Raw genomic sequence first — 25393 nt, 5'->3', positions numbered from 1 at the left:
TCACGCCTCCTTCGTGTCGACAGGGCCTACGGAAGAGCCGGGGGCACGGCGCGTGCGGCGCAGTGGCGGCTTGGCGCCGAGGCGCTTCGGGTCGAGCCCGGACCACGGGTGTCCGCTCGCGAAGAACTTCTTGCGGGCCAGGATCGTCATCAGCGGCTTGGTGAACAGGAAGACGACGACCACGTCGAGCACGGTGGTCAGGCCGAGCGTGAACGCGAAGCCCTGGACCTTGCCGACGGTGACGACGAACAGCACCGCGGCGGCGAGGAACGACACGAAGTCGGAGACCAGGATCGTGCGCCGGGCACGGGGCCAGGCGCGCTCGACGGACGGCCGAAGCGAGCGGCCCTCGCGAATCTCGTCCCTGATCCGTTCGAAGAACACGATGAACGAGTCCGCCGTGATTCCGATCGCCACGATCGCACCGCAGACCGCCGGCAGGTTCAGCGCGAAGCCGATGGCCGGGCCGAGCAGCGTCATGATCACGTAGGTGAGGACCGCGGACACGAGGAGCGAGGCGAGCGCGATCAGCGACAGGCCGCGGTAGTAGACCACCAGGTAGATGACGACCAGCAGGAGGCCGATGGCGCCGGCGATCAGGCCGGCGTGCAGCTGCTCGCCGCCGAGGGCCGCGGTGACCGTCGTGACGCTCTGCTCCTGGAAGGAGAGCGGGAGGGCACCGTAGGACAGCACGTTGGCCAGGTCCTGGGCGGACTGCTGGTTGAAGCTGCCGGAGATCTCCGCGCTGCCGCTCAGGGTCGAGCTGACGCTGGGGGCCGAGACCACGTCACCGTCGAGCACGATGGCGAACTGGTTCATCGGCGGCTGCTGCTGCGAGAGCTTGCTGGTGATCTTCGCGAACTTCTTCGAGCCGCCGCCCGTGAAGTCCATGTTGACGACCCAGGCACCGGTCTGCTGGTTGATCGTGGCCTGCGCCTTGTCGACGTCCTTGCCGTTCACCTCGGCCGGGCCGAGGATGTACTTCTCCCACTGGCCGGACGAGTTCTTGCCGCACGCCACGGCCGTGTCCTCGGGCTTGACGCCCGAGGTGACCTGGCTTCGGGCGGCCTTGTCGGTGCAGTCGAGGTCCGTGAACTTCTTCTGCAGCGCGGCGGTGGCCGCGTCCGGGGTGGGGCTGGCCGAGGGGGTGGGCTTGCCGCTCGCGGAGGAGCTGGCGCTCGGCGACGGCGAGGAGTCGGCCTTCAGGCCGTCGGTGACGGCGCGGCCCTGCGGGGTCGCGGACGGGGTCGGCGTGCCGGTCGGCGAACCGGACGCCTTGTCCTTGCTGCTGTCCGTGGCCTTGTCGGTCGCCTTGTCCTTGTCCGAGCCCGAGGGGCTGGCGGAGGGCTTGGGGGTGGGCGCACCGGCGGCCACGGTGATCACGGGGCGGAAGTAGAGCTGGGCGGTCGTGCCGACCTGCTCGCGCGCCTGCGCCTCGTTCGTCCCCTTGGGGATGTTGACGATGATGTTGTCGGAGCCCTGGGTCTGGACCTCGGACTCCGTGACACCCAGACCGTTGACGCGGCGCTCGATGATGCTCACGGCCGTGTTCATGTTGGTCTGGTTGACCGCGTTCTTCTGGCCCGGCTCGCTCTTCGCCTTGAGCGTGATGCTCGTACCACCGGCGAGGTCGATGCCCAGGCGCGGCGTGGTGTGGCCGGACAGGAACATCCCGCCGGTCAGCGCCACCATCGCGATCAGGATGAAGGCCAGTGTGCGGCCCGGCCTGCTCTGGGCGCCGTGACTTCGGCCCTTCTTGGGTGCTGCCACCTTCTCGTTCTCCCTCTCCATCCGTCCAGCAGCGGGGTACGTGCCCGGACGGCCATGAAATGGTGTCGAGAATCCGTGCGGAAATCACACGTCCGGGACCGCGTCGCGCGAGCGGGCGCGCGCGGCCCTGGGGGCGTGACTACTTCGCGTCGGACTCGCCGTCGGTCTTCTTCGGCTCGGCGCCTTCGGCCTCGGAGGCTGCGTCGGTGGAGGCAGCCTCGTCCTTCTTGCCGAGGTCGATGCGCGAGTCGTCAGACGCGTCGGTGGTCTCGTCGGTCTCGGTGAGGGAGGAAGCGTCGTCCGGGACGATCGCACCATCGGCGCCGAGGGCGTCGTGGTCGTCACTCTCGGTGCCGTGGACGATGCGGTTGTACTCGTCGTCGTCGAGGACGGCGCCGATCGAGTTCTTCGCGTAGCACGCGTGGACGCCGGGGGCCACCTCGAGAAGGACCATCTCGTCGTGGACCTCCTTGACGGTGGCGTACATGCCCCCGATCGTGCGGACGCCGGAACCGGGCTGCATCTGGTCCCGCATCTGGCCGGCCGCCTGCTGCTTCTTCTTGGCGGAGCGGGTCATCAGGAACATGGCCCCGATGAGCACGATGAACGGGAGGAGGGTCACGATATTCACGGGACGGAAATTTCCTTCGCACGACCGCGCACGTAAGCGGCCTGTTGGATGGGGGTGGGCACGCCGTCCACAAGGGCGGCATCGGCGGAGTCTAAGCGAGTCCGCACTCCAGGAACAACGCTCAGCATGGCACCGGGGTTCCTGACATGCGACTACCCTGCGCGATCACGCCCCGAAGAGGTCCTGTTGTCCGCTTGTGCCCCTTGTCTGCTGGGGCGGCGTGAGGCCGAGGTGGGCCCAGGCTGCGGGCGTGGCGACCCGGCCGCGCGGCGTGCGGGCGAGCAGGCCTTCGCGGACGAGGAAGGGTTCGGCGACCTCCTCGACCGTCTCGCGCTCCTCACCCACGGCGACCGCGAGGGTGGAGAGGCCGACGGGGCCGCCGCCGAAGAGCTTGAGCAGTGCTTCGAGGACGGCGCGGTCGAGCCGGTCGAGGCCGCGGCCGTCCACCTCGTAGACGCGCAGGGCCGCCCCGGCGATGTCGCGGTTGATGTGCCCGTCGGCCTTGACCTGCGCGTAGTCCCGGACCCGGCGCAGCAGCCGGTTGGCGATCCGGGGGGTGCCGCGGGAGCGTCCAGCGATCTCGGCGGCGCCTTGGGGGTCGATCTCCACGTCGAGGAGGTTCGCGGAGCGGTGGATGACGCGCTCCAGCTCGGCCGGCTCGTAGAACTCCATGTGCGCGGTGAAGCCGAAGCGGTCGCGCAGCGGCGGCGGCAGCAGGCCCGCGCGCGTCGTGGCACCGACGAGGGTGAACGGGGGCAGCTCCAGCGGGATGGCCGTGGCGCCGGGGCCCTTGCCGACGATGACGTCGACCCGGTAGTCCTCCATCGCCATGTAGAGCATTTCTTCGGCGGGTCGGGACATGCGGTGGATCTCGTCGAGGAAGAGGACCTCGCCCTCCTGCAGGGAGGAGAGGATTGCGGCCAGGTCCCCGGCGTGCTGGATGGCCGGGCCGCTCGTGATCCGGATGGGGGCGCCCATCTCCGCCGCGATGATCATGGAGAGCGTGGTCTTGCCGAGGCCGGGCGCTCCGGAGAGCAGGACGTGGTCGGCCGTGGCACCACGCGCGCGTGCCGCCCTGAGGACCAGGTCGAGCTGTTCGCGCACCTTCTCCTGGCCGATGAACTCACCCAGGTCCTTGGGGCGCAGGGCGGCCTCGACGGCCTGGTCCTCGCGGTCGGCGACAGAGCCCACGAGCCGCTCGGTGTCGGGCGTCGCGTCGGTCGTGTCGTCCCAGTTCATGAGGTGTGCCTCGCGGTGGTGGTGGTTCGGGCGGGATCAGGAGGGCGGCCGAGGCCCGGTCAGCGGGTGCGGTTCAGCGTCTGGAGCGCGGCCTTGAGGAGCTTGCCGACCTGGGGGGTGCCGCCCTCCTCCTCGGCCTGCGGGGCGACCGCCTCGATGGCCTCGTCGGCCTCGCGGGTCGCGTAGCCGAGCCCGATGAGCGCGGCGTGCAGCTGGTCGCGCCAGCCGGAGGTCACGGGGGCGCCCACGCCCGTACCCGTGCCGAGGGGCGCGCCGAGCCGGTCCTTGAGTTCGAGGAGCAGCTTCTGGGCGCCCTTCTTGCCGATGCCGGGCACGGCGGTGAGCGACTTCTCGTCACCGGAGGCGACCGCGCGGCGCAGCGCGTCGGGGCTGTGCACGGCGAGCATCGCCTGCGCGAGGCGGGGTCCGACGCCGCTGGCGGTCTGGAGCAGCTCGAAGGTCTGGCGCTCGTCGTCGTCGGCGAAGCCGTAGAGCGTGAGCGAGTCCTCGCGTACGACGAGGGAGGTGGCGAGCTTGGTCTGCTGGCCGAGGCGGAGTCCGGAGAGCGTGTTCGGAGTGCACTGGACGGCCATGCCGATGCCACCGACCTCGACCACCGCGGTGTCAGGGGCGAGGGCGGCCACCGGGCCGCTGACGAAGGCGATCATGCGATACGGCCTTTCGGTGCTGTAGCTGGTTTCGAGGCGCGCGGTGCTGTAGCTGGTTTCGAGGCGTGCAGGGCGACGGCCTGCTGGAGTCTGTTCTGCGCGGGGGCCCGCCAGATGTGGCAGATCGCGAGGGCCAGGGCGTCGGCCGCGTCGGCGGGCTTGGGGGGCGCGTCCAGTCTGAGCAGGCGCGTCACCATGGCGCCCACCTGCGCCTTGTCGGCCCGCCCGCTGCCCGTCACGGCGGCCTTGACCTCGCTGGGCGTGTGGAGGGCGACGGGGATGCCGCGGCGGCTGGCGCAGAGCATGGCGACCGCGCTCGCCTGGGCCGTCCCCATGACCGTCCGCACGTTGTGCTGGCTGAACACCCGCTCCACGGCGACGAATTCGGGCCGGTACTCGTCCAGCCACTGCTCGATGCCCTGCTCGATGGCGACGAGACGGTGGCCCAACTCCGCGTCGGCCGGGGTCCGTACGACGCCGACACCGCGCATCGTCAGGGGCCGCCCCGCGACCCCCTCGACCACGCCGACACCGCACCGGGTCAGCCCCGGGTCCACGCCGAGTACGCGCACCCCGCCCCTCCTTCGATAGCCAGTTCGTGCAGGCTATCGGGTACCGCTGACAATGCGACGGGCCGACGGGTGTGTGTCCCGTCGGCCCGTGTGCTGCCTGCGTGTCAGGCGTCGACCTTCTCCATGACTTCGTCGCTCACGTCGAAGTTGGCGAAGACGTTCTGCACGTCGTCGCTGTCCTCGAGCGCGTCGATGAGCTTGAAGATCTTGCGGGCGCCCTCCTCGTCCAGCTCGACCTGCATGGTCGGGACGAAGTTGGCGTCGGCCGAGTCGTAGTCGATGCCGGCCTCCTGGAGCGCGGTGCGCACCGCGACCAGGTCGGTGGCCTCGCTGAGCACCTCGAAGGACTCACCGAGGTCGTTGACCTCTTCGGCGCCCGCGTCGAGCACGGCGCCGAGGACGTCGTCCTCGGACAGCTCACCCTTGGGGACGATCACGACACCCTTGCGGTTGAACAGGTACGAGACGGAGCCGGGGTCGGCCATGTTGCCGCCGTTGCGGGTCATGGCGACACGCACGTCGGACGCGGCACGGTTGCGGTTGTCGGTGAGGCACTCGATGAGCACCGCGACACCGTTGGGACCGTAGCCCTCGTACATGATCGTCTCGTAGTCGGCGCCACCGGCCTCGAGGCCGGCGCCGCGCTTGACCGCGGAGTCGATGTTCTTGTTAGGGACCGAGCTCTTCTTGGCCTTCTGAATGGCGTCGAAGAGCGTCGGGTTGCCGGACACGTCGGAGCCGCCCGTGCGGGCAGCGACCTCGATGTTCTTGATCATCTTCGCGAAGAGCTTGCCGCGCTTGGCGTCGATCACGGCCTTCTTGTGCTTCGTCGTAGCCCATTTAGAGTGGCCGGACATCTGCCTGTCTCCTTCGCGTAACCAACCCAGTACGAACTCCCCCTGGCCTCAAGGGCCGGGGAACCCCCCGAGATCCTACAAGGACCCGGCGACCTGCTTCGCCCGCACCATGTCGACGAACAGTGCGTGCATCCTGTGGTCGCCGGTCAGCTCGGGGTGGAAGGACGTGGCGAGGGCGTTTTCCTGCCGTACAGCGACTATGTGCCCGTCGTACTCCGCGAGGACTTCCGCGCGGGCGCCCACCGACTCGACCCAGGGCGCGCGGATGAAGACGCCCTCTACAGGGGCACCCTCCACGCCGCGTACGTCGACCGCCGCCTCGAAGGACTCGTTCTGACGTCCGAAGGCGTTGCGGCGCACGATCATGTCGATCCCACCGACCGTCTCCTGGCCCGAACGCGGGTCGAGGATCTTGTCGGCGAGCAGGATCATGCCCGCACAGGTGCCGTACACCGGCATGCCTTCACGCACGCGCGCACGCAGGGGCTCCATGAGCCCGAACAGGACGGCCAGTTTCGAGATGGTGGTCGATTCCCCGCCGGGCAGGACGATCCCGTCCACCTCGGCGAGTTCCTCGGGCCGCCGCACGGGCCTGGCCACGGCATCGGCCGTGGCCAGGGCGACGAGGTGCTCCCGTACGTCGCCCTGGAGCGCGAGGACGCCCACTACGGGAGAGGTCATTACCAGCCCCGGTTCGCGTAGCGCTCGGTCTCGGGGAGGGTGTCGCAGTTGATGCCGACCATGGCCTCGCCCAGGTTGCGCGAGGCGTCCGCGATGATCTTGGGGTCGTCGTAGAAGGTGGTGGCCTTCACGATGGCGGCGGCGCGCTTGGCCGGGTCGCCGGACTTGAAGATGCCGGAGCCGACGAAGACACCCTCGGCGCCGAGCTGGCGCATCAGGGCGGCGTCGGCGGGCGTGGCGACACCACCGGCGGAGAACAGCACCACGGGCAGCTTGCCGAGCTCGGAGACCTCCTTGACGAGCTCGTAGGGGGCGCGCAGCTCCTTGGCGGCGGCGTACAGCTCGTTGTTGTCGAAGCCGCGCAGCTTGGCGATCTCGTTCTTGATCTGGCGCAGGTGGCGGACGGCCTCGACGACGTTGCCCGTGCCGGCCTCGCCCTTCGAGCGGATCATGGCCGCGCCCTCGGCGATGCGGCGCAGGGCCTCGCCCAGGTTGGTGGCACCGCACACGAAGGGGGTCGTGAACGCGAACTTGTCGCTGTGGTTGACCTCGTCGGCCGGGGTGAGCACCTCGGACTCGTCGATGTAGTCGACGCCGAGGGACTGCAGGACCTGGGCCTCCACGAAGTGGCCGATCCGGGACTTGGCCATGACCGGGATGGAGACGGCCTCGATGATCTCCTCGATCATGTTCGGGTCGGACATCCGGGCCACTCCGCCGTCCTTGCGGATGTCGGCCGGCACCCGCTCGAGCGCCATGACGGCCACCGCGCCGGCGTCCTCGGCGATCTTCGCCTGCTCGGCGTCGACGACGTCCATGATCACGCCGCCCTTGAGCTGCTCGGCCATGCCGCGCTTCACGCGCGCGGTGCCGGTGGTTTCGACGAACTGGGGGGTGCTGGACACGGGTGACCTCGCTCGGTGGAAAAGGTGGGTTTGGTACTCCATAGAGGAAACGCCCCGCGACCAGTCCACATCAAGGGCCAATACCTGACCGGTGGCTCATTCTTCATCCGACCGGTGGCGCATTCAGTGTGAAGGCGCCTGCTCACCACCCCGCTACGCGGTCGGCCGGGTCATGTGGTCGGCCGGTCGGCGAGCGCGACGGGCGGCTCGTCGTCCATCTCGAAAGCCAGGGGGAACGGCGCGTGGCCCGCGAGGCGGAACCAGCGCACCTTGCGGTGCCTTCGCAGGGCGCGTGCGGCCCGTACGGCGTCGTTGTGGAAGCGCCGGGCCATGGGCACCCTGCGGACCGCCTGAGCGAGCTCCTCGGCCGCGTCGGGGCCGCCCGGGGCGGCACGCACCGCCTCCATCTGCCCGGCCTCGCCGAGTACGGCCCGCAACGCCTGGCTCAGTTCGCTCTCGGCGACCTCACGCTGGTCCTCCTCGGCCTGCCGCGCCGCGTGCGCGGCCTCGTACAGGACGATCGAGGCGGCCGGGTCGAGCACTCCGGATGTGGCCAGCTCCTGTGCCACCGAGGCGCGGCGCAGCAGTTGGGCGTCGAGGGCGGCGCGGGCCGCGTCGATCCGGGCGTGCAGCCGGTCGAGGCGGCCGGCTGTCCAGCTCAGGTAGAGGCCGACCGCGATGAGGAAGACCGCGATCCAGATCAAAGTGGAGGTCACGGGCGCAAAGGCTACAGCCGTGCGCCGTAGCGGAGATCAGCCGCGTACGGGACGGGAGGGACGTACCGGTTTGTGCGCGTGGCGCGTTTGTGCGCGTGGCGCGCCGGTACGTCCCGTCAGTCGCGGGCGAGCCCGAACCGGGCCCGCAGTCCGCTGCGTTCATCGGTGGCGACGGCGGCCGCTCCGGTGGTCACCGTCTCGTACACGGACAGGATGTCCGCCCCCACCGTCGACCAGTCGAAGCGCCGCACGTGCTTGCTGCCGTTCTCCCGCAGCTCCTCGCGCCGGTCGGCGTCCCCCAGGAGCCGGATGGCCGAGTCCGCCAGCGCGTCCGCGTCCTCGTTGGCGAACAGCTCGCCCGCGCCGCCCTGGTCGAGGACCTGCGCGAACGCGTCGAGGTCCGAGGCCAGGACGGGCGCGCCCGCCGACATGGCCTCGACCAGGATGATGCCGAAGCTCTCGCCGCCCGTGTTGGGGGCCACGTACACGTCGACGCTGCGCAGCAGCCGGGCCTTGTCCTCGTCGCTGACCATGCCGAGGAACACGACCTGTTCGCGCATCTCGACGGGCAGGCTCGCGACGGCCTCCTCCTCGTCGCCGCGCCCCGCCACGAGCAGCCGCGTGCCGGGCCGCTCGGCCAGGATCCTCGGCAGGGCCTTCATCAGTACGGGAAGACCCTTGCGGGGCTCGTCGATCCGCCCGATGAAGCCGATGGTGCCCCCCTGCCACTCGGCCTTGGGCTCGGCGCGGGCGAAGAAGTCCACGTCGACGCCGTTCGGGATGACGACGGCGTCCCCGCCGAGGTGCTCCACGAGCGTGCGCCGCGCGTACTCGCTCACCGCGATGCGCGCGCTGATCTTCTCCAGGGCGGGCTGGAGGATCGGATACGCGGCGATCATGGCGCGGGACCGCGGGTTCGACGTGTGGAACGTGGCGACGATCGGACCCTGCGCGGCCCAGCAGGAGAGCAGCCCCAGCGAAGGCGAGGCCGGCTCATGGATGTGGATCACGTCGAACGTGCCGTCGTGCAGCCAGCGGCGCACCCGCGCGGCGCTCAGGAAGCCGAAGTTGAGCCGGGCGACGGAACCGTTGTACGGCACGGGGACCGCGCGGCCCGCCGACACGACGTACGGCGGCAGCGGGGTCTCGTCGTCGGCGGGGGCGAGGACGGACACCTCGTGCCCCAGGGCGATGAGGTGCTCCGCCAGGTCGCGGATGTGGAACTGGACGCCGCCCGGCACGTCCCAGGAGTACGGGCAGACGATGCCGATCTTCACGGTCGGCGCTCCTCGAGGTCAGCGAGCCACAAGCGCTGCAGCATGTGCCAGTCCTCCGGGTGGTCGGCGATCCCTGTGGCGAAGGCGTCGGCCACCGCCTGCGTCATGACAGACGTCTTTTCGGCGCGGGTACCTGTCTCGGGCACCTCGATGGGGCCGTGGATGCGGCCGCGCATGACGGGCGACTCGTCGTACCAGAGGGTGACCGGAAGGAGCAGGGCGCCGGTCTGCTGGGCGAGTAGCGCCGGGCCCGCGGGCATGCGCGCGGTGTCGCCGAAGAACTTCACCTCGACGCCGGACTCGGACAGATCGCGGTCGGCGACGAGGCAGACCAAGCCGCCGGCGCGCAGCCGGCGGGCGAGCGTGCCGAAGGCGGATCCCCCTTCGTGCGGCAGGACCTCCATGCCGAGGCTCTCGCGGTAGGCCACGAAGCGGTCGTAGAGGGTCTCGGGCTTGAGCCGCTCGGCGACCGTCGTGAACGGGGTCTCCAGTTTCGTGGTGACCCAGGCGCCGGCGAGGTCCCAGTTGCCCAGGTGGGGCAGGGCGATGATGACGCCCTTGCCGGAGGCGAGGGCGTCGGTGAGGTGGTGGACGTCGTCGACGTCGAACCCGTTCCGCACGCGGTCCGCACTCCAGGACGGCAGCCGGAACGACTCCATCCAGTACCGCAGGTACGAGCGCATGCCCGCCCGGGAGAGCTGCTTGAGGCGCTCCGGGGAGGCGTCGGGCACCACGCGCGCGAGGTTGGACTCCAGGCGCAGGACGCTCTTGCCGCGCCGCCTCCACGCGAGGTCGGCGATGGTGCGGCCCAGGCGGACCGCGACGGGCTCGGGGAGCTTCTTGACCGTGCTCCAGCCCGCTCCGTAGAGGGCGTCGACGAGTCGCTCGCGCGTAGTGCTCACGATCCGGTCCCGCTCTCCTGGGAGGGCGCGGCGGCGGCCTCCGCGTCGGCCTCGGCCGACTCCCTGCGCACGGTCACCATCCGCTGGATCAGCGTCACGAGGCTGCCCGCGGCGACGGCCCACAGGGCGATCGGCAGCAGGACCTGGATGCCCGGGACGCCGAACGTGTGCAGCCCCGCGAGGCCGGCGGCGACGAGGGTGATCACGAGCCGCTCGGCACGCTCCACCAGGCCGTTCACCGCGACGGGCAGGCCGATCGCCTCACCGCGGGCCTTGGTGTACGACACGACCTGGCCGCTGGCGAGGCAGAAGATGGAGACGGCGCACAGCATGTTGTTGTCGCCGGATCCCGCGTACCAGAGGGCGAGGCCACCGAAGATCGCGCCGTCGGCGACGCGGTCGAGCGTGGAGTCGAGGAACGCGCCCCAGCGGCTGGTGCGGCCGAGCTGGCGCGCCATGTTGCCGTCCACGAGGTCCGAGAACACGAACAGCGTGATGACGATCGTGCCCCAGAAGAACTCCCCGCGGGGGAAGAAGACCAGTGCGCCCGCCACGACCCCGGCCGTGCCGAGGAGCGTGACCGCGTCGGGGCTGACCCCGCGACGGATGAGAAACGCGGCGAACGGTGTGAGGACACGCGTGAAAAATGCACGCGCGTACTTGTTCAGCATGGCCTTCCCGAGGGTCGGATGGCCGCGCGGCCCTTCTGGCCACCGGCTGGCCCATCGTAGTCACGCGCGCGCGTGGACGACCGACGGGCACCCGCGCGCCCCGGGGAACCGCGTACGACGTATGGACGCACCCTGACCGGAGTGCAAAGCTCGAAGACACCGCGGGCGTCGTCGGAGCCGCCATCGCGGGTCCCGCGTGTCCGCGCCCAATGGGACCCCCTCTTCAGCAGGGGTGCCACCTCACCGTGCAAGTAACCGGGAGGCAAGGCATGGGCGACAAGGCGAATACACACCCCGGAGCCGCCGGCAGGGCTACGACGGCCGACCACCCCGCGTCCGTGAGGAACGTGGTGCTGGTCGGCCACAGCGGATCGGGCAAGACGACGTTGGTGGAGGCTCTCGCGCTGACCGCGGGGGCGGTGAACAGGGCGGGCCGGGTGGAGGACGGGACCGCCGTTTCCGACTACGACGAGATCGAGCACCGGCAGCAGCGTTCGGTGCAGCTCTCCCTGGTACCCCTCGAATGGGACGGGTACAAGATCAATCTTCTGGACACCCCCGGATACGCGGATTTCGTCGGGGAGCTGAGGGCCGGTCTGCGGGCTGCGGACGCGGCCCTCTTCGTCGTCTCGGCGTCCGACGGGCCCGAGACCATGGCGGGCGCGACGCGCATGGTGTGGGAGGAGTGCGCGGCGGTCGGCATGCCGCGCGCCATCGTGGTCACGCATCTGGAGGCGGCGCGCTCCGACTTCGAACAGATGACGCAGACCTGCGAGACGTTCTTCGGCGGCGACGACCCGGACGCCGTCATCCCGCTCTACCTGCCCCTGCACGGCGAGCCGGGGCCCGACGGGCACGCGCCGGTCACCGGCCTCGTCGGCCTCCTGTCGCAGCGCGTGTTCGACTACGCGTCGGGCGAGCGCAAGGAGTCCGAGCCGGACCCCGCTCAACTGCCGCTCATCGAGGAGGCGCGCAACCGTCTGATCGAGGGGATCATCGCCGAGAGCGAGGACGAGACCCTCATGGACCGCTATGTGAGCGGCGAGGAGATCGACTACAAGACGCTGGTCGGGGACCTGGAGCGGGCCGTCGCGCGCGGGGTCTTCCACCCCGTGCTCGCCGCGGCGCCCGCGGCGCAGGGCGCCCGGCAGGGCATCGGCACGGTCGAGCTGCTCGAACTCATCACGGGCGGTTTCCCCACTCCCCTGGAGCGCGCGGCCCCCGTGGTCACGACCCCGACGGGCGACGCACGCACGGTGAACGTCTGCGATCCGGACGGCCCCCTGGTCGCCGAGGTCGTGAAGACGGCCTCGGACCCGTATGTGGGCCGGATCTCGCTGGTTCGGGTCTTCTCCGGAACCCTGCGCCCCGACGACACGGTGCATGTCTCGGGACACGGCCTCGCCGACCGCGGCCACGAGGACCATGACGTCGACGAACGCATCGGCGCCCTCTCCTCACCCTTCGGGAAGCAGCAGCGCGTGATCTCCCACTGCATCGCCGGTGACCTGGCGTGCGTCGCCAAGCTCGGCAGGGCGGAGACCGGCGACACCCTCTCCGCCAAGGACGACCCGCTCCTCATGGAGCCGTGGGACATGCCGGACCCGCTGCTCCCGCTCGCGATCCAGGCGCACAGCAAACCGGACGAGGACAAGCTCTCGCAGGGCCTGTCCCGGCTGGTCGCCGAGGACCCGACGATGCGGCTCGAACAGAACCAGGCCACCCACCAGGTCGTCCTGTGGTGCCTCGGTGAGGCGCATGCCGATGTCGCCCTGGAGCGGCTGCGCAACCGGTACGGCGTCCAGGTCGACGTCGTGCCGCACAAGGTCTCGCTCAGGGAGACGTTCGCCGACAGGTCGGCAGGCCGCGGGCGCCATGTGAAGCAGTCCGGCGGGCACGGACAGTTCGCGATCTGCGAGATCGAGGTGGAGCCGCTGCCGAACGGATCCGGCATCGAGTTCGTGGACAAGGTCGTCGGCGGCGCGGTGCCGCGGCAGTTCATCCCGTCCGTGGAGAAGGGCGTACGGGCGCAGGCCGCGAAGGGCGTGGCCGCGGGCTATCCGCTCATCGATGTGCGGATCACGCTGCTCGACGGCAAGGCGCACTCGGTCGACTCCTCCGACGCGGCGTTCCAGACGGCGGGCGCGCTGGCTCTGCGGGAGGCGGCGGCGGACACGAAGATCCATCTCCTGGAGCCGGTCGCCGAGGTGCAGGTGCTCGTCGCGGACGACTACGTGGGCGCGGTGATGAGCGACCTGTCGGGGCGGCGCGGCCGCGTGGTCGGTACGGAACAGACACCGGGGTCTCGCACGCTCGTACGGGCCGAGATCCCGGAGATCGAGATCGGCCGTTACGCGGTGGACCTGCGGTCGCTGTCCCACGGCACGGGGCGGTTCAGCCGGGCGTACGCGCGGCACGAGCCGATGCCCTCGCAGTTGGGCGACAGGATGCGGGAACAGGCGCAGGACGCCTCGTAGTTGGTCGCGGCCGGCCGACCCCCGGCCACCCGGCAGCCAGGCCGCCCGCCCGGTCCCGTTCCGGGCGGGCGGCTTCGGCTGCCCCCTGACGAATGTCGGTGCTCCCGGATACGCTGATGACCTGATCAAGCCGATGACCTGATCAACAGGTGTGCGGGGCAAGGAAGTCGGGAAAAGCCGCAGGAGCGAAGGCGCGCGGCGATGGGGGCGGCAGTGGCGGACGACGTATTCGACTTCAGGCCCGGGGCGCAGGTGCCGTTGCACGGCTCCGCGGGCCAGACCGCGGCCACGTACGCCCTCGCTTCGGCGGCGTACCGGGACGCGAAGGTGGACGATCTGCTCGCCGCCAACAGCGACTGGCACAAGTCCGATGTGAAGAAGGGCATTTGGTCGCTGGCCGCGCCGAATCTGGGCGAGGCGTTCTCGCGGGCCGTCCAGGGCCGGCTGCTCGGCGGTGCCCGCAAGCCGCTCATCCAGTCCTTCGGCACCGAGCCGCAGGTCGTCGTCGAGCACTGTCTCGCGGCGAACCGGATCCGTAAGCAGCGCGACAGCTGGCTGACGGCCGTGATGGCGCTGTGCGGCCTGCTCTTCCTGCCCGGCCTGATCGCGTGGCTGCTCGTCTTCCAGGTCCGCCGCATGATCGGCAGCCAGAAGAACAAGCGCACGGCCGCGCTGTTCACGGCGTTGATGGTGGCGGTCGCCGTCGTCGCCCTGATCTTCCTGGTCAAGCTGCCTTTCACGGGCTTCTGGGCCTGGTATCTGCGGGCGGCGATCGTGGCGCCCGTGGTCGGCTGGCTGTGGGCCCGGCAGATCTGCGAGCGCACGGCGCAGGACATGCGGGAGCGCTGGGACAGCCTGCTCGCGGGCGGCGGCATCGGCGCAAAGATCCCTGAGGCCGTGCCCGGCAGCCCCGGCGAGACGGCCGCCGAGCGCCTGCGCCAGAGCCTGGCCAAGCTGACCGCGGAGCAGCAGTCGAACGCCGTGTTCTACGCCGGCCCCAAGGGCATCCTCGGCATGGGCACCCGCTGGGGCAGCTGGCAGCTCGCCGAGGAGCTGATCCCTCGCGACGAGGGCGCGGAGATCCACCCGTTCCGCAGCTGGGACGTCATACGGGCGGTGCACGACAAGCTGCGGCTCCTGGAGCGCGGCCCGCTGCACACGGGCGGGTTCCCGACGCCGTCGATCAAGCACTGGATCGTCTCGCCGATCGGGGAGAACGCGAACAAGGTGGCCCGCCCCACCGGCACCGACGTCGAGGCCTTCCAGATCAAGAACCACGAGATACAGCGGATCTGCAACGAGCAGCAGTTCGGCAGCGGCGACCGCCACTATCTGGGCGTGCAGTTCACGCTCTGGGACGGCCAGTTGGTGATCACGATGCTGATCACGGTGACGGTCCTGCACGAGACGCTGCGCATCGAGGTCACGGGCCATGCGCTCGGCCCGGTGCACTCCCTGTTCACGACGAAGCCCGAGCCGAAGACGAAGGAAGTCGCCAAGGCCGTCAAGTTCTGGGAGACGATGGAGAAGAAGCTCCCCCTCATCGAGCCCGACGAGGTCGTCCGCCTGGCGGTGCGCGCGCCCTTCACGTGGTACCCGCCGCTCCTGGACTTCATAGGCGGCAAGCTGGTCCTGCCCGAGCCCTTCGGTCTGCGGCACGCCTGGGCGGACAAGCCGTGGCGCCACCGCTTCATGGCGGACGACGCGCTGCGCACGGCCACCCCGGTGCTGCGTGCGGTGCACTCGGCGGCGATCAAGGTCCTCGAGGAGAACGGCGTGGACACGGAGAAGTTCGGTATGCGCTCGACGTTGCTCAGCACCCTGGTCCAGGCCCCGATGCCCATGAATGCCGACGTGTACGACGCGTAGCCGCGCCCGGCCGGCCCGGGACGGCAGAGCCCGGCCGGCCGGTCACGATCGGCTCAGTCGGCGTCGGGCCAGGCCTTGGCCAGCGCGGTCCTGGTGTCGCCGAGCAGCTGCGGCAGCACCTTGGTGTGTCCCACCACGGGCATGAAGTTGGTGTCGCCGCCCCAGCGCGGAACGATGTGCTGGTGCAGGTGCGCGGCGATACCGGCTCCCGCCACCGCGCCCTGGTTCATGCCGATGTTGAAGCCGTGCGCCCCGGACGCGGTGCGCAGCGCGGCCATCGCGTGCTTGGTGAAGAGGGCCAGCTCGGCGGTCTCGCCGTCGTCCAGGTCCGTGTAGTCGGCGACGTGCCGGTACGGCAGCACCATCAAGTGGCCGCCGTTGTACGGGTAGAGGTTGAGGATCGCGTAGACGCTCGCGCCGCGCGCCACGATCAGCGCTTCCTCGTCGGTCATGCCGGGTGCGGCGCAGAAGGGACAGCCGTCGTCGGCTCCCGGTCCGGTCGGCTTGTTCTCCCCCTGGATGTAGGCCATCCGGTGCGGCGTCCAAAGGCGCCCGAACCCGTCCGGCTCACCCACCGGCCCCGTGTGCTGCTCCGGCTCACTCGTCATGAGGTGCAGCATATGGCTTCGCCCGTTCGGAGCGTGTCGGCGGGGCAGGTCCCCATCCCCGGCCGCGATCCTTGACCGATGGACGAGAGACGGCGGACGCCGTGGGAGCACCGGATGGAGACCCCGCTGTCACTGGCGGCCCTGCTGTTCCTCGCGTCGTACGCGATCAGAGTCCTGGGGCACGGGCTTCCGCAGGCGGTGCGCGACGCGTGTCTCGCGGTGACCTCCGCCGCCTGGGCCGTCTTCGCTCTGGACTTCGCCGTCCGATGGCGCCACAGCGGCAAGGGGCTCTCGTTCGTGCGCCGACACTGGCTGGACGCGGTGGTCGTGGCGCTGCCGTTGTTGCGCCCACTGCAGGTCGTGCGGACCTACGACGCCGTGCGGCGGCGGCACGAAGAACCGCGGCTCAGCCTGCACGCGCGCGTGGCGACCTACGCCGGGATGTCCGCCTTGTTGCTCGGATTCGCCGCGTCCCTGGCCATGTACCAGGTCGAGCGCGGGCAGCCGCACGCCACGATCCATACCTTCGGGGACTCCGTGTGGTGGGCCTGCTCGACCCTGTCGACCGTCGGATACGGGGACGTGGTCCCGGTGACCCCGCTCGGGCGTCTGGTGGCGGCGGGGCTGATGACGTGCGGTCTGGCGCTGCTCGGGGCGATCACGGGCTCGTTCTCGTCCTGGATGTTCCAGGTGTTCCGGCGCGATGGCGACGAGAGGCCCCCGGGAAACTTCCCGGGGGCCTCCTGACGTCGTACGTCCGTGCCGTCAGCGGCGGACGTCAGACCTGCGCGCGCTCCTCGACGACCTTGACGATCTTCTCGATCGCCTCGTCGACGGGGATGCCGTTCTCCTGCGAGCCGTCGCGGTAGCGGAAGGAGACGGCGCCGGCCGCCATGTCCTCGTCGCCGGCGATGATCATGAACGGCACCTTCTGCTTCTGCGCGTTCCTGATCTTCTTCTGCATGCGGTCCGACGAAGAGTCCACGTCGACGCGCAGCCCCTTCTTCTTCGCCTTGGCCGCGAACTCCTGGAGGTACGGGATGTGCGCGTCGCCGATCGGGATGCCGACCGCCTGCACCGGCGCGAGCCAGGCCGGGAAGGCGCCCGCGTAGTGCTCGAGGAGCACCGCGAAGAACCGCTCGATGGAGCCGAACAGCGCGCGGTGAATCATGACCGGGCGCTGCTTGGTGCCGTCGGGGCCGGTGTACTCGAGGTTGAAGCGCTCCGGCAGATTGAAGTCGAGCTGCACGGTCGACATCTGCCAGGTGCGGCCGATGGCATCCTTCGCCTGGACGGAGATCTTCGGGCCGTAGAACGCGGCGCCGCCCGGGTCCGGGACCAGCGGGAGGCCCTGCTTCTCGGCGACCTGGCGCAGCGTCTCGGTGGCCTCTTCCCAGATCTCGTCGGAGCCGACGAACTTCTCCGGGTCCTTGGTCGAGAGCTCCAGGTAGAAGTCGGTCAGGCCGTAGTCGCGCAGCAGCCCGAGGACGAAGGTGAGCGTCTTGTCGAGCTCCTCCGCCATCTGCTCCTTGGTGCAGTAGATGTGCGCGTCGTCCTGCGTGAAGCCACGGGCGCGGGTCAGGCCGTGCACGACGCCCGACTTCTCGTACCGGTACACGGTGCCGAACTCGAAGAGGCGCAGCGGCAGTTCACGGTAGGAACGCCCGCGCGCATCGAAGATCAGGTTGTGCATCGGGCAGTTCATGGGCTTGAGGTAGTAGTCCACGCCCTCGTCGAGCTGCATGGGCGGGTACATGCCGTCGGCGTACCAGTCCAGGTGGCCCGAGGTCTCGAAGAGCTTCCCCTTCGTGGCGTGGGGGGTGTAGACGAACTCGTACCCCTCCTCCTCGTGCCGGCGGCGCGAGTAGTCCTCCATGACCCGGCGGATGATGCCGCCCTTGGGGTGGAAGACGGCCAGACCGGAGCCGATCTGGTCGGGGATGGAGAACAGGTCCAGCTCGTTGCCCAGCTTGCGGTGGTCGCGCTTCTCGGCCTCGGCGAGGAACTCCAGGTGCGCCTTGAGCTCGTCCTTCGACGGCCAGGCGGTGCCGTAGATGCGCTGGAGCATCGGGTTCTTCTCGCTGCCGCGCCAGTACGCCGCCGCGTTCCGCATCAGCTTGAAGGCGGGGATGTTACGCGTGGTGGGCAGGTGGGGACCGCGGCAGAGGTCCTTCCAGCACAGGTCACCGGTCTTGGCGTCGAGGTTGTCGTAAATGGTCAGCTCGCCGCCGCCCACCTCGACATTCGCGCCGTCGTCGGTGGACGCGGAGCCCTTGATGCCGATGAGCTCCAGCTTGTACGGCTCGTCGGCCAGCTCCTCGCGGGCGGCCTCGTCGGTGACGACGCGGCGCGAGAAGCGCTGCCCGCGCTTCTGGATCTCCTGCATCTTCTTCTCGATGGCCTTGAGATCCTCGGGCGTGAAGGGCTTCTCCACGTCGAAGTCGTAGTAGAAGCCGTCCTTGACCGGCGGACCGATGCCCAGCTTGGCGTCGGGGAACAGCTCCTGCACGGCCTGCGCCATCACGTGCGCGGTGGAGTGGCGCAGGATGTTGAGGCCGTCCTCCGAGGAGATCTCGACGGGCTCGACCTCCTCGCCGTCCTGCACGGCGTACGCGAGGTCCTTCAGCTCGCCTGCCACCCGGGCGGCGACGATGGTGCGCTCGCCGGCGAAGAGCTCGGCCGCCGTAGTGCCCGTCGTCACCACGCGCTCTTCCCGCTCGGAATCGCGTTGGATGATCACACGGACGTCTGACACCGGACTCTCCTACCTGAAGGGGGCGCGCGATGTTCTGGCCACGCGCGCAATACACAGGGGATCGTACCGAGCCCGGGGCCCGACTCGCGAAACGGTATCGACGCCGCCCGCTCCGCCGCCCTCGCGCACACGCCGGGAACCCCCTGCTCGCGAGCCCGAGAGCTCAGTCGTCCCCGCTGCACGCCTCCTCGAAGAAGTCCAGATTCTCCTGGAGCGACTTCATCAGCCGGTCCCGCTCGGCCTCCTCGACCTGCACGGGCACCACTTCGCTCGCCCCGGTCAGCCGCCGGAATCCGCCCCGGCTCTCCAGCCGCCCGTGCACCCTGATCGGCAGCCCCACGAGATGCGCGTGCCCCGCCGTCCGGTAGGCCTCCTCGTCCAGCGTCATCCGGACGTGCGGCACATCGGCTCCCCCGATGACGTGCAGCCGCACTGTGCCCTCACCGCGCGGCCCCGACCTGCGCATGCGCACGACGGTGCCGGTGACGCGGACGGCGATGGACGGCTCGGACTGCAGATAGCGGGCGCTCGCCTCCCGCAGCACGGCCAGGTCGCCGGGCGAGAACTCGACGGGCGCGTCCCCGTCGGTGCACTCGTCGGGCACCCCGGCCGCCGGTGCCCATTCGACGCCGACCCGGGCTCCCTCCGTACCGCGGACGAGGGCGACCAGCGCTTCGACGAGTTCATGGCTCACCCCCGCCTGGACGGCGCCGTCGAAGGCGTCCATGCCGCCGGTGGCCCGCCGGTAGTCGATGGCCTCGCGGGCCGCGTACAGCGCCTGGTGGAGGCGGACGGCGAGCGTGCGGCCCGCGGCGACGGGCACGAACGCGGTGAGCCTGCGGCCGCCGGGGGCGTCACCGACGAGGACGGTCTCCAGCGACGCGGCGGCGGGCCTGCGGTGGCGGGCGCCGTAGTACCCGGCCCGGCCCCGGGCGGCGAGCGCGGCGGCCAGCAGCATCCGCCGGGCGGCGGCGCGCAGTTGCTCCTCCGCCGGCCACGCGGCGCTGCCCGCGGGACCGGCCGGCACATCCCGCCACCAGCGGATCTCGTCGCTCGGGACGGCGAGCGAGACGAGGACCTCCCGCGCGGAGTGCGAGCCGCTGCGCTCCAGCGCCTCGAGCGCCTCGCCGAGCAGATCGTCACTGTCGGGGAAGGCGCGGGTCTCCGGCACGAGCAGGCTGGTGCGCCCGGAGGCGCCGGGCAGCGTCCAGCGCACATAGCGCCCGGTGGCGCCGCCACGGCGCTCCCAGCCGTGCCGGTCGAGCAGTGCGTTGAGCACGACCGGGTCGACCTGCTCCGGCCCGGGGCCTTCGAGGTCGGCGGGGTGGGATCGGGCGGTGTTCAGGGCGCGGACGCGCTCGTCGGTCGGGCGGTGCTGCATCAGGGTCTCCCTCCCTGTCCGTCAGGGCCTCCCGCGTTCGTCAGGGCCTCCCGCCCGTCCCGATCCGCGTCATGATCTCGCAGAGCGCACGGTCGTCGAAGATCCGCGAGGTCGGGATGCGCACGGTCGTGCGGCGCCTGCCCGTCACGGGATGACCGGCCAGGTTGATCCAGTAGCAGCAGTGCCGCAGGTCGAGCCGGTCGTGACCGGCCCGCAGCCAGTCGTCCTGCGAACGCGGCACGATCATCACGACCAGGATCTTGTGCACCGACACCGGTGTGCGGGCGAGCTTCTCCAGGTGTGCGTTGTCGAGCGTGAAGGAGAAGGACGGCCCCGGCGGCTTCGGCGGGATCTGGTACGTGCACTTGAGCTGCACCTTGATGGTGACCTCGTCGTCGACCGTGTGCCCGGGGGCGCTGTGGCTGACGTGCCAGTCGATGCCGTTGTCAGGAAACGGCTGAGAGAGCGAACAGCCCGCGGCTGCCGCTACGGCGTGCAGATAGCCCACCTGGAGTGTCTCCATGCAGGCGGTGGTGGCGAGTGTGCCGCGCGGCGGTGCGATCCGCTCGGGCAGCAGCCCACCCTGTTCGGGCTGCGCGAGCGCCATGTCCAACAGGCCTTCCGAAACAGGTGAATTACCTGGACGGGCCGCTGAACTGCCGTGACCCGTATCTGTGTTGTCTCCGGTCGGCGTACGACGCAAACAGCACGGGTATCACCGAAACGGGCAGCCGCGAGGGGTCATCTGCCAGGTGTGAACGAGGAGTTGCATTGACATGACGTGCTGGTACGAGGGCCCTCTGGCCGCATTCGACACCGAGACCACCGGCGTGGACGTGGAGAGCGACCGCATCGTGTCGGCCGCGATCGTCGTGCAGGACGCCGCGGGCAGCCGGCCGCGTGTCTCACGCTGGCTGGTGAATCCGGGGGTACCGGTCCCGGCCGGGGCGACGGAGGTGCACGGACTGACGGACGAGCACCTCCAGCGCAACGGCCGCTGGCCGGCTCCCGTCATGGAGGAGATAGCCAGGCTGCTGGGCGAACAGGCCGCGGCGGGCCGCCCGCTCGTGGTGATGAACGCGCCGTTCGATCTGACGCTCCTGGACCGGGAGTTGCGGCGCCATCGCGCGTCCGCGCTCGGCCGCTACATGGAGAGCTCGTCGCTGTGCGTCCTCGACCCGCGCGTCCTCGACAAACACCTGGACCGCTACCGCAAGGGCCGCCGCACCCTCACGGACCTGTGCGCCCACTACGAGGTGGACCTGGAGGGCGCGCACGACGCCGCCGCTGACGCACAGGCGTCCCTGGACGTCGTACGGGCGGTGGGGCGCCGTTTCGCTTCCCGGCTGGACCGGCTGTCCCCCGCCGAACTGCACACCCTTCAGGCGGTGTGGCACGCCGCGCAGGCGCGCGGTCTGCAGGCGTGGTTCGCGCGCAGCGGCAATCCGGAGATGGTGGATCCGGCGTGGCCGATGCGTACGGAACTGCGGGAGGCCGCCTGAGAGTTGCCCGTCCGGGCTCCGGTCCGGGGCACAGAAAAGCCGGTCCGTCTGCTGACGGACCGGCTTTCTTCCGGGTGGGCGATACTGGGTTCGAACCAGTGACCTCTTCGGTGTGAACGAAGCGCTCTCCCACTGAGCTAATCGCCCGGGAACGGGTTGAACCATACAGGCCCCGAAGGGTTTCCATCAAACCGGTTCGGTCAGCGCCGGCGCAGACGCGCGGCGAGCCCGCGCCGCCCGCCCCGCATCATCAGCGCGTGGTTGACGAGGAACACCGGCCTCCCGATGAGAGCGAACCGCCGCATCAGGGGTTTGCACACCTCCACCTCCTGCTCGTAGAACACCCGCGTCCCGCCCTCGCGCGCACGCACCGTCCACCGCGCCCAGCCCTCCAGGTCGCCGGTCATGGTGATCTCCAGGACCCCGGCCTCGGTGTCGCGGCGCAGGGCGGTGGCCGTCACGAACAGGTCGTACGGGAGGAGCGAGCGGAAGCGGGCGGTGCCACGGTGCTCGTCGAGGGGGGTCGCCTCGCGCACTTGGGGCCACCAAAGGGGGTAGTCCTCGGCGCGTTCGAGGGCCGCGAACACGTCGGCGGGCTCCGCGGGCAGGTCCCAGACGCTGCGGAAGCGGTAGTGACTCCAGTCCATGGTGCGAGTCTCCCCCGTTACGCGGCGGCTCACCTGAACGTGAATTGGCACGATGGCGACGACCATTGATTCATCGTCAGAACTTCTGGATTCCCGGCGAAGTCCGGAACTCTGAAACGGGGTCAGGTTCTTCCGCCCTTCGAATTGCCGAAGAGGTCTGCCGCGTTATCCCCATACGTCCGAATGGATTATGGGATTCCTGTTCCGGTCGCCGGACACAGGGGGCTGCCCACCACCGGAAAGCGCTTGCCCGCCACGGCGGCCCGACACGGAAACGCCGAGGGCCCCGGAGGCTTGAAGCCTCCGGGGCCCTCGGTCCGGGGTGGGCGATACTGGGTTCGAACCAGTGACCTCTTCGGTGTGAACGAAGCGCTCTCCCACTGAGCTAATCGCCCGGGCGCAGAGAGAACATTACCGCATGTCAGCGGGTCCTCCGACCAGCCCCGACGCCCCCGGCGCGACCCTCCCGGGCCACCCCGCTCACTCCTTGATCTTCCACGGCATCTCGAGGCCGAACTTCCACACATAGACGCCGACGAGCACGGCGATGATCACCACGCCGACCGACGTCAGGATGATGTTCCGCCGGCGCACCGCCGGGTCGAGCGCGCGCTGTGTGGCCTCGGTGACCTTGCGCTTCGTCCAGCGCAGCACGAGCTGCGCCCAGACGAACTCGGTCGCCCAGATCGCCATGCCACCGAAGATCACCAGCCAGCCCGGACCGGGCAGCGGCAGCATGATCACGCCCGCCACCACGACCGCGAGCCCCACCACGAAGATGCCGACCTGCCAGCTCAGGTGCAGGACCCTGCGGGCCTTGATGAACTCCGGCGCCCGCGAACCGAGCTCCTGCTCGGCCTTCGCCCCGTCCCCCGTCGCCTCGGCCACGGATTCAGACTCGGCCGCCTCGTCACTCCCCGTATTCATACAGCTAAACCTACCCGACGGAAACCCGTCACCGGAATGGACGCTCCGGAACAAGAAAGACTCCGCCGTCCGAGCTACCTAAAGCCACCGAAAACACTCAGAGGGGTTTACAACGGCACCGTAGGTGGCATGTCGATTTCGCCGACGTGCGAATCCCCGAGCGCACACTGAGCGAAAGGCCCTGGCGCTTATGAACACCACGGTCAGCTGCGAGCTGCACCTGCGCCTCGTTGTGTCGAGCGAGTCCTCACTGCCTGTACCCGCAGGACTGCGGTATGACACGGCCGATCCCTACGCCGTGCACGCCACCTTCCACACCGGAGCAGAAGAGACGGTCGAGTGGGTGTTCGCCCGCGATCTGCTCGCCGAGGGCCTGCACCGGCCCACCGGCACCGGCGACGTCCGAGTCTGGCCATCCCGAAGTCATGGCCAGGGTGTCGTCTGCATCGCTCTGAGCTCTCCGGAGGGCGAGGCTCTGCTCGAAGCCCCTGCGCGGGCTCTTGAGTCGTTCCTGAAAAGGACCGACGCGGCCGTGCCACCCGGCACGGAACACCGTCACTTCGATCTCGACACGGAGCTCTCACACATCCTGGCCGAAAGCTAAGGCCTGGAGCCGACGCCGGTGCACCGCCGGAGTCACGCACCGCGAGAGCCGCTCGATGCCGTCCACTCGGGGAGACGGACCGAGCCACAACAACCGCATACGGTATACATCGACGCCGCCGCCGTGGGATCTCCCACGGGGGCGGCGTCGGTGCGTCCGTGGACCGGCGGGCAGGCGCCGCACGCCCGACCGGACCTATAACATCGGCCAGCATCGGCGGGCACAGTTCCCCCAGCTCTTGATGAGCAGGGGAGACCCCCACTACCCCCAGGCCAGGGAGCAAATCGTGCTGATCACCCACGACACCCGGTGCGCCCTCGACACCGTGGTGGATCTGGTGAACACCGCACCGGACGACGAGCAGGCCGCCGACGGGCTGGCCGATGTGACAGCCCTGGGCGAATTCGTACGAAAGAACGACATCAGCGACGTCGGGGTGCTCGCGGAGCGTGACCTCGACGCGGTACAGCGGGTAAGGGGACGGTTCGCCGCGGTGTTCGCGGCGCCCGATCCACACGCCGCGGCCTCACTCATCAACGAGCTGGTCGCCGCCGCGGGCACCACGCCGCGTCTGACCGACCACGACGGCTACGACTGGCACGTGCACTACTTCGCGCCCGGCGCGTCCGTCGCCGACCACCTGGCGGCCGACTGCGGGATGGCGCTCGCCTTCTTCGTGGTCGCCGGCGAACAGGAGCGGCTGCGGCGCTGCGAGGCCCCGGACTGCCGGCGGGCCTTCGTGGACCTCTCGCGCAACCGGTCCCGCAGGTACTGCGACAGCCGCACCTGTGGAAACCGCTTGCACGTGGCGGCATACCGGGCGCGCCGCAAGGAGGCGGCGGGCTGACCAGGTCGCACCCCCTCAGCAGGATCAGGTCGCGCCCTCACAGCAGAAACAGATCGTGCAGCGAAGCCAGGAGCAGCAGGCAGCCGATCACCGCCAGAAAGATCATCAAGGGCGGCTGTGACAGTGCGAAGAGGCAGCCTCGTCGTTCGTCGGCCATGAGGGGCTCGTGTCGCTCGTCGGCCTGCGGGGCGGTACCGCCCTGTGTGGTGTCCAGCATCTCGCGGCGATGATGACGCAGTCGGCGTACCGCGGTCGATCAACACGCTCGAAAGAAGCGGGAGTTCGCCGGATCACGTGACGTGGGCGGCACGGGGTGGACCGGGAAGAGTCCAAGTCCTTCCGTTTTCCGACCATGGTCGACCGACCTGCCGTGCGCGAGGTGCCTCGGGTCAGATCCCGTGCTTCTTCAGAATCGCCTCGATATCGCTGAAGTCCTCGGATGCGGGCTTCGCGGCGGGGCGGGTGGCCGCGGGCCGGGCGCTCTGTCCCAGAGACGGGGCGGAGGCGGCGGGCGCGACGGCCTGGGCCTCGGCGGCGGCTTTGGCTGCCTTGCGTTCCTTACGCGTGCCCCCGCCGCGGCGCTCCAGCGCGCGGGTCCCCATGAACAGGAGCCAGGCACCGCCGAGCACGACGAAACCGGCCCACGCCGTCGGGCTGAACGCGGTGTCCGCCAGCCAGCCCACCGCGCCGGTCATCACCAGACCGATCGGCACCAGCGAATAGGCCGCTATGCGCGCGGCCGTGAGGAAACGCTTCCGGTACGCGGTGACCGCGGCGATACCAAGACCGGCCACGGAAACGGCGGAACAGACGGTCTCGGCAATCATCCGGTCCTCCTGGCACAAGCAGCGGTCGACGGAGCATTCCGTCCCCTCCATCGTGCACCG

The 25393-nt window shown here is 70.0% G+C and carries 26 protein-coding genes and 2 tRNA genes; 6 read left to right on the top strand and 22 right to left on the bottom strand.

What is annotated here, in order from left to right:
* The 12 genes from secD to pgsA form a co-directional block, all read right to left on the bottom strand.
* On the bottom strand, nucleotides 1–1770 hold the full coding sequence (secD, locus tag AC07EJ_RS43575) for a protein translocase subunit SecD (RefSeq protein WP_389483798.1): 1770 nt from the start codon (nucleotides 1768–1770) through the stop codon (nucleotides 1–3).
* 139 nt (nucleotides 1771–1909) lie between these two features.
* Nucleotides 1910–2401 (bottom strand): preprotein translocase subunit YajC, encoded by a 492-nt coding sequence (gene yajC, locus AC07EJ_RS43570; RefSeq protein ID WP_389483801.1) that lies wholly within the window; start codon nucleotides 2399–2401, stop codon nucleotides 1910–1912.
* A gap of 165 nt (nucleotides 2402–2566) precedes the next feature.
* Nucleotides 2567–3640 carry a Holliday junction branch migration DNA helicase RuvB gene (ruvB, locus tag AC07EJ_RS43565; RefSeq protein ID WP_389483804.1) on the bottom strand — a complete coding sequence of 358 codons (1074 nt, stop codon included), beginning with the start codon at nucleotides 3638–3640 and terminating at the stop codon, nucleotides 2567–2569.
* Nucleotides 3641–3699: 59 nt separating this feature from the next.
* Entirely contained in the window at nucleotides 3700–4308 is a 609-nt protein-coding gene (gene ruvA, locus AC07EJ_RS43560; protein WP_362906070.1) for a Holliday junction branch migration protein RuvA, read from the bottom strand.
* Nucleotides 4305–4880 carry a crossover junction endodeoxyribonuclease RuvC gene (gene ruvC / locus AC07EJ_RS43555; RefSeq protein WP_478886316.1) on the bottom strand — a complete coding sequence of 192 codons (576 nt, stop codon included), beginning with the start codon at nucleotides 4878–4880 and terminating at the stop codon, nucleotides 4305–4307. The genes ruvA and ruvC overlap by 4 nt, the downstream gene beginning before the upstream one ends.
* A 104-nt stretch (nucleotides 4881–4984) precedes the next feature.
* On the bottom strand, nucleotides 4985–5737 hold the full coding sequence (locus AC07EJ_RS43550) for a YebC/PmpR family DNA-binding transcriptional regulator (protein WP_266566512.1): 753 nt from the start codon (nucleotides 5735–5737) through the stop codon (nucleotides 4985–4987).
* 75 nt (nucleotides 5738–5812) lie between these two features.
* Nucleotides 5813–6418: a pyridoxal 5'-phosphate synthase glutaminase subunit PdxT gene (pdxT, locus tag AC07EJ_RS43545; RefSeq protein ID WP_389483812.1), complete on the bottom strand. Its 606-nt coding sequence runs from the start codon at nucleotides 6416–6418 to the stop codon at nucleotides 5813–5815.
* Nucleotides 6418–7365 (bottom strand): pyridoxal 5'-phosphate synthase lyase subunit PdxS, encoded by a 948-nt coding sequence (gene pdxS, locus AC07EJ_RS43540; RefSeq protein WP_478886315.1) that lies wholly within the window; start codon nucleotides 7363–7365, stop codon nucleotides 6418–6420. Before pdxS ends, pdxT begins: the two co-directional genes overlap by 1 nt.
* 128 nt (nucleotides 7366–7493) lie before the next feature.
* Nucleotides 7494–8039 (bottom strand): LemA family protein, encoded by a 546-nt coding sequence (locus tag AC07EJ_RS43535; protein WP_393585457.1) that lies wholly within the window; start codon nucleotides 8037–8039, stop codon nucleotides 7494–7496.
* A 116-nt stretch (nucleotides 8040–8155) separates the two neighbouring features.
* Nucleotides 8156–9316: a glycosyltransferase family 4 protein gene (locus tag AC07EJ_RS43530; protein WP_389483816.1), complete on the bottom strand. Its 1161-nt coding sequence runs from the start codon at nucleotides 9314–9316 to the stop codon at nucleotides 8156–8158.
* Nucleotides 9313–10218, bottom strand: a complete 906-nt coding sequence (locus AC07EJ_RS43525; protein ID WP_393585458.1) for a phosphatidylinositol mannoside acyltransferase — start codon at nucleotides 10216–10218, stop codon at nucleotides 9313–9315. Before AC07EJ_RS43525 ends, AC07EJ_RS43530 begins: the two co-directional genes overlap by 4 nt.
* A complete protein-coding gene (pgsA, locus tag AC07EJ_RS43520) occupies nucleotides 10215–10889 on the bottom strand; it encodes a phosphatidylinositol phosphate synthase (protein WP_389483820.1) in 675 nt (224 codons plus the stop codon). The genes AC07EJ_RS43525 and pgsA overlap by 4 nt, the downstream gene beginning before the upstream one ends.
* Before the next feature lie 269 nt (nucleotides 10890–11158).
* Here pgsA and AC07EJ_RS43515 point away from each other — a divergent pair, with 269 nt between their 5' ends.
* The gene (locus AC07EJ_RS43515) at nucleotides 11159–13366 is read left to right on the top strand and encodes an elongation factor G-like protein EF-G2 (protein WP_389483822.1); all 2208 of its coding nucleotides are present in this window, start codon (nucleotides 11159–11161) and stop codon (nucleotides 13364–13366) included.
* A gap of 201 nt (nucleotides 13367–13567) precedes the next feature.
* Entirely contained in the window at nucleotides 13568–15235 is a 1668-nt protein-coding gene (locus AC07EJ_RS43510; RefSeq protein ID WP_389483825.1) for a hypothetical protein, read from the top strand.
* Between the two features lie 53 nt (nucleotides 15236–15288).
* Here AC07EJ_RS43510 and AC07EJ_RS43505 read toward each other — a convergent pair whose 3' ends face one another.
* Nucleotides 15289–15855, bottom strand: a complete 567-nt coding sequence (locus AC07EJ_RS43505) for an HIT family protein (RefSeq protein WP_100597008.1) — start codon at nucleotides 15853–15855, stop codon at nucleotides 15289–15291.
* A 66-nt stretch (nucleotides 15856–15921) separates the two neighbouring features.
* On the opposite strand from AC07EJ_RS43505, the gene AC07EJ_RS43500 reads away from it, so the two are divergent.
* Entirely contained in the window at nucleotides 15922–16590 is a 669-nt protein-coding gene (locus AC07EJ_RS43500) for a potassium channel family protein (RefSeq protein WP_389483827.1), read from the top strand.
* 31 nt (nucleotides 16591–16621) lie between these two features.
* Here AC07EJ_RS43500 and thrS read toward each other — a convergent pair whose 3' ends face one another.
* The 3 genes from thrS to AC07EJ_RS43485 form a co-directional block, all read right to left on the bottom strand.
* The gene (gene thrS, locus AC07EJ_RS43495) at nucleotides 16622–18598 is read right to left on the bottom strand and encodes a threonine--tRNA ligase (RefSeq protein WP_389483829.1); all 1977 of its coding nucleotides are present in this window, start codon (nucleotides 18596–18598) and stop codon (nucleotides 16622–16624) included.
* Between the two features lie 163 nt (nucleotides 18599–18761).
* On the bottom strand, nucleotides 18762–19979 hold the full coding sequence (locus AC07EJ_RS43490) for a hypothetical protein (RefSeq protein ID WP_478886314.1): 1218 nt from the start codon (nucleotides 19977–19979) through the stop codon (nucleotides 18762–18764).
* Nucleotides 19980–20019: 40 nt separating this feature from the next.
* Nucleotides 20020–20586, bottom strand: a complete 567-nt coding sequence (locus AC07EJ_RS43485; RefSeq protein WP_356272315.1) for a DUF4365 domain-containing protein — start codon at nucleotides 20584–20586, stop codon at nucleotides 20020–20022.
* Between the two features lie 169 nt (nucleotides 20587–20755).
* On the opposite strand from AC07EJ_RS43485, the gene AC07EJ_RS43480 reads away from it, so the two are divergent.
* Entirely contained in the window at nucleotides 20756–21481 is a 726-nt protein-coding gene (locus AC07EJ_RS43480) for a 3'-5' exonuclease (RefSeq protein WP_362906044.1), read from the top strand.
* A gap of 75 nt (nucleotides 21482–21556) precedes the next feature.
* Here AC07EJ_RS43480 and AC07EJ_RS43475 read toward each other — a convergent pair.
* The 4 genes from AC07EJ_RS43475 to AC07EJ_RS43460 all read right to left on the bottom strand — a co-directional run bounded on the left by AC07EJ_RS43475 (nucleotide 21557) and on the right by AC07EJ_RS43460 (nucleotide 23055).
* A tRNA-Val gene (locus tag AC07EJ_RS43475) sits at nucleotides 21557–21628 on the bottom strand.
* Nucleotides 21629–21681: 53 nt separating this feature from the next.
* Nucleotides 21682–22128 carry an SRPBCC family protein gene (locus AC07EJ_RS43470; protein WP_389483835.1) on the bottom strand — a complete coding sequence of 149 codons (447 nt, stop codon included), beginning with the start codon at nucleotides 22126–22128 and terminating at the stop codon, nucleotides 21682–21684.
* Nucleotides 22129–22451: 323 nt separating this feature from the next.
* Nucleotides 22452–22523 (bottom strand) — tRNA-Val (locus AC07EJ_RS43465).
* A gap of 85 nt (nucleotides 22524–22608) precedes the next feature.
* Nucleotides 22609–23055: a TIGR02611 family protein gene (locus AC07EJ_RS43460; RefSeq protein WP_389483838.1), complete on the bottom strand. Its 447-nt coding sequence runs from the start codon at nucleotides 23053–23055 to the stop codon at nucleotides 22609–22611.
* Nucleotides 23056–23245: 190 nt separating this feature from the next.
* Between AC07EJ_RS43460 and AC07EJ_RS43455 the strand changes: the two genes are divergently transcribed.
* Together AC07EJ_RS43455 and AC07EJ_RS43450 are read left to right on the top strand one after the other, a co-directional pair.
* The gene (locus AC07EJ_RS43455) at nucleotides 23246–23659 is read left to right on the top strand and encodes an SsgA family sporulation/cell division regulator (protein ID WP_003959770.1); all 414 of its coding nucleotides are present in this window, start codon (nucleotides 23246–23248) and stop codon (nucleotides 23657–23659) included.
* 286 nt (nucleotides 23660–23945) lie between these two features.
* A complete protein-coding gene (locus AC07EJ_RS43450; protein ID WP_389483840.1) occupies nucleotides 23946–24506 on the top strand; it encodes a CGNR zinc finger domain-containing protein in 561 nt (186 codons plus the stop codon).
* A gap of 37 nt (nucleotides 24507–24543) precedes the next feature.
* Here the strand turns inward: AC07EJ_RS43450 and AC07EJ_RS43445 are convergent, their stop codons facing one another.
* Nucleotides 24544–24723 carry a hypothetical protein gene (locus tag AC07EJ_RS43445; RefSeq protein ID WP_389483842.1) on the bottom strand — a complete coding sequence of 60 codons (180 nt, stop codon included), beginning with the start codon at nucleotides 24721–24723 and terminating at the stop codon, nucleotides 24544–24546.
* Between the two features lie 172 nt (nucleotides 24724–24895).
* The gene (locus tag AC07EJ_RS43440; RefSeq protein WP_389483845.1) at nucleotides 24896–25333 is read right to left on the bottom strand and encodes a hypothetical protein; all 438 of its coding nucleotides are present in this window, start codon (nucleotides 25331–25333) and stop codon (nucleotides 24896–24898) included.
* Nucleotides 25334–25393: the final 60 nt, after the last annotated feature.

The sequence above is a fragment of the Streptomyces sp. NPDC045026 genome, from assembly GCF_056432625.1.
The sequence above is the reverse complement of the archived record's forward strand: the minus strand, read 5'-3'. Positions and strand labels throughout refer to the sequence as shown.

Excerpts from the sequence above, each read along its gene's own strand:
- ruvB (WP_389483804.1), bottom strand. The coding sequence starts at position 3,640 with ATGAACTGGGACGACACGACCGACGCGACGCCCGACACCGAGCGGCTC.
- ruvA (WP_362906070.1), bottom strand. The coding sequence starts at position 4,308 with ATGATCGCCTTCGTCAGCGGCCCGGTGGCCGCCCTCGCCCCTGACACC.
- AC07EJ_RS43550 (WP_266566512.1), bottom strand. The coding sequence starts at position 5,737 with ATGTCCGGCCACTCTAAATGGGCTACGACGAAGCACAAGAAGGCCGTG.
- pdxT (WP_389483812.1), bottom strand. The coding sequence starts at position 6,418 with ATGACCTCTCCCGTAGTGGGCGTCCTCGCGCTCCAGGGCGACGTACGG.
- pdxS (WP_478886315.1), bottom strand. The coding sequence starts at position 7,365 with ATGGAGTACCAAACCCACCTTTTCCACCGAGCGAGGTCACCCGTGTCC.
- pgsA (WP_389483820.1), bottom strand. The coding sequence starts at position 10,889 with ATGCTGAACAAGTACGCGCGTGCATTTTTCACGCGTGTCCTCACACCG.
- AC07EJ_RS43515 (WP_389483822.1), top strand. The coding sequence starts at position 11,159 with ATGGGCGACAAGGCGAATACACACCCCGGAGCCGCCGGCAGGGCTACG.
- AC07EJ_RS43510 (WP_389483825.1), top strand. The coding sequence starts at position 13,568 with ATGGGGGCGGCAGTGGCGGACGACGTATTCGACTTCAGGCCCGGGGCG.
- AC07EJ_RS43505 (WP_100597008.1), bottom strand. The coding sequence starts at position 15,855 with ATGCTGCACCTCATGACGAGTGAGCCGGAGCAGCACACGGGGCCGGTG.
- AC07EJ_RS43500 (WP_389483827.1), top strand. The coding sequence starts at position 15,922 with ATGGACGAGAGACGGCGGACGCCGTGGGAGCACCGGATGGAGACCCCG.
- AC07EJ_RS43490 (WP_478886314.1), bottom strand. The coding sequence starts at position 19,979 with ATGCAGCACCGCCCGACCGACGAGCGCGTCCGCGCCCTGAACACCGCC.
- AC07EJ_RS43485 (WP_356272315.1), bottom strand. The coding sequence starts at position 20,586 with ATGGCGCTCGCGCAGCCCGAACAGGGTGGGCTGCTGCCCGAGCGGATC.
- AC07EJ_RS43480 (WP_362906044.1), top strand. The coding sequence starts at position 20,756 with ATGACGTGCTGGTACGAGGGCCCTCTGGCCGCATTCGACACCGAGACC.
- AC07EJ_RS43470 (WP_389483835.1), bottom strand. The coding sequence starts at position 22,128 with ATGGACTGGAGTCACTACCGCTTCCGCAGCGTCTGGGACCTGCCCGCG.
- AC07EJ_RS43460 (WP_389483838.1), bottom strand. The coding sequence starts at position 23,055 with ATGAATACGGGGAGTGACGAGGCGGCCGAGTCTGAATCCGTGGCCGAG.
- AC07EJ_RS43455 (WP_003959770.1), top strand. The coding sequence starts at position 23,246 with ATGAACACCACGGTCAGCTGCGAGCTGCACCTGCGCCTCGTTGTGTCG.
- AC07EJ_RS43445 (WP_389483842.1), bottom strand. The coding sequence starts at position 24,723 with ATGCTGGACACCACACAGGGCGGTACCGCCCCGCAGGCCGACGAGCGA.
- AC07EJ_RS43440 (WP_389483845.1), bottom strand. The coding sequence starts at position 25,333 with ATGATTGCCGAGACCGTCTGTTCCGCCGTTTCCGTGGCCGGTCTTGGT.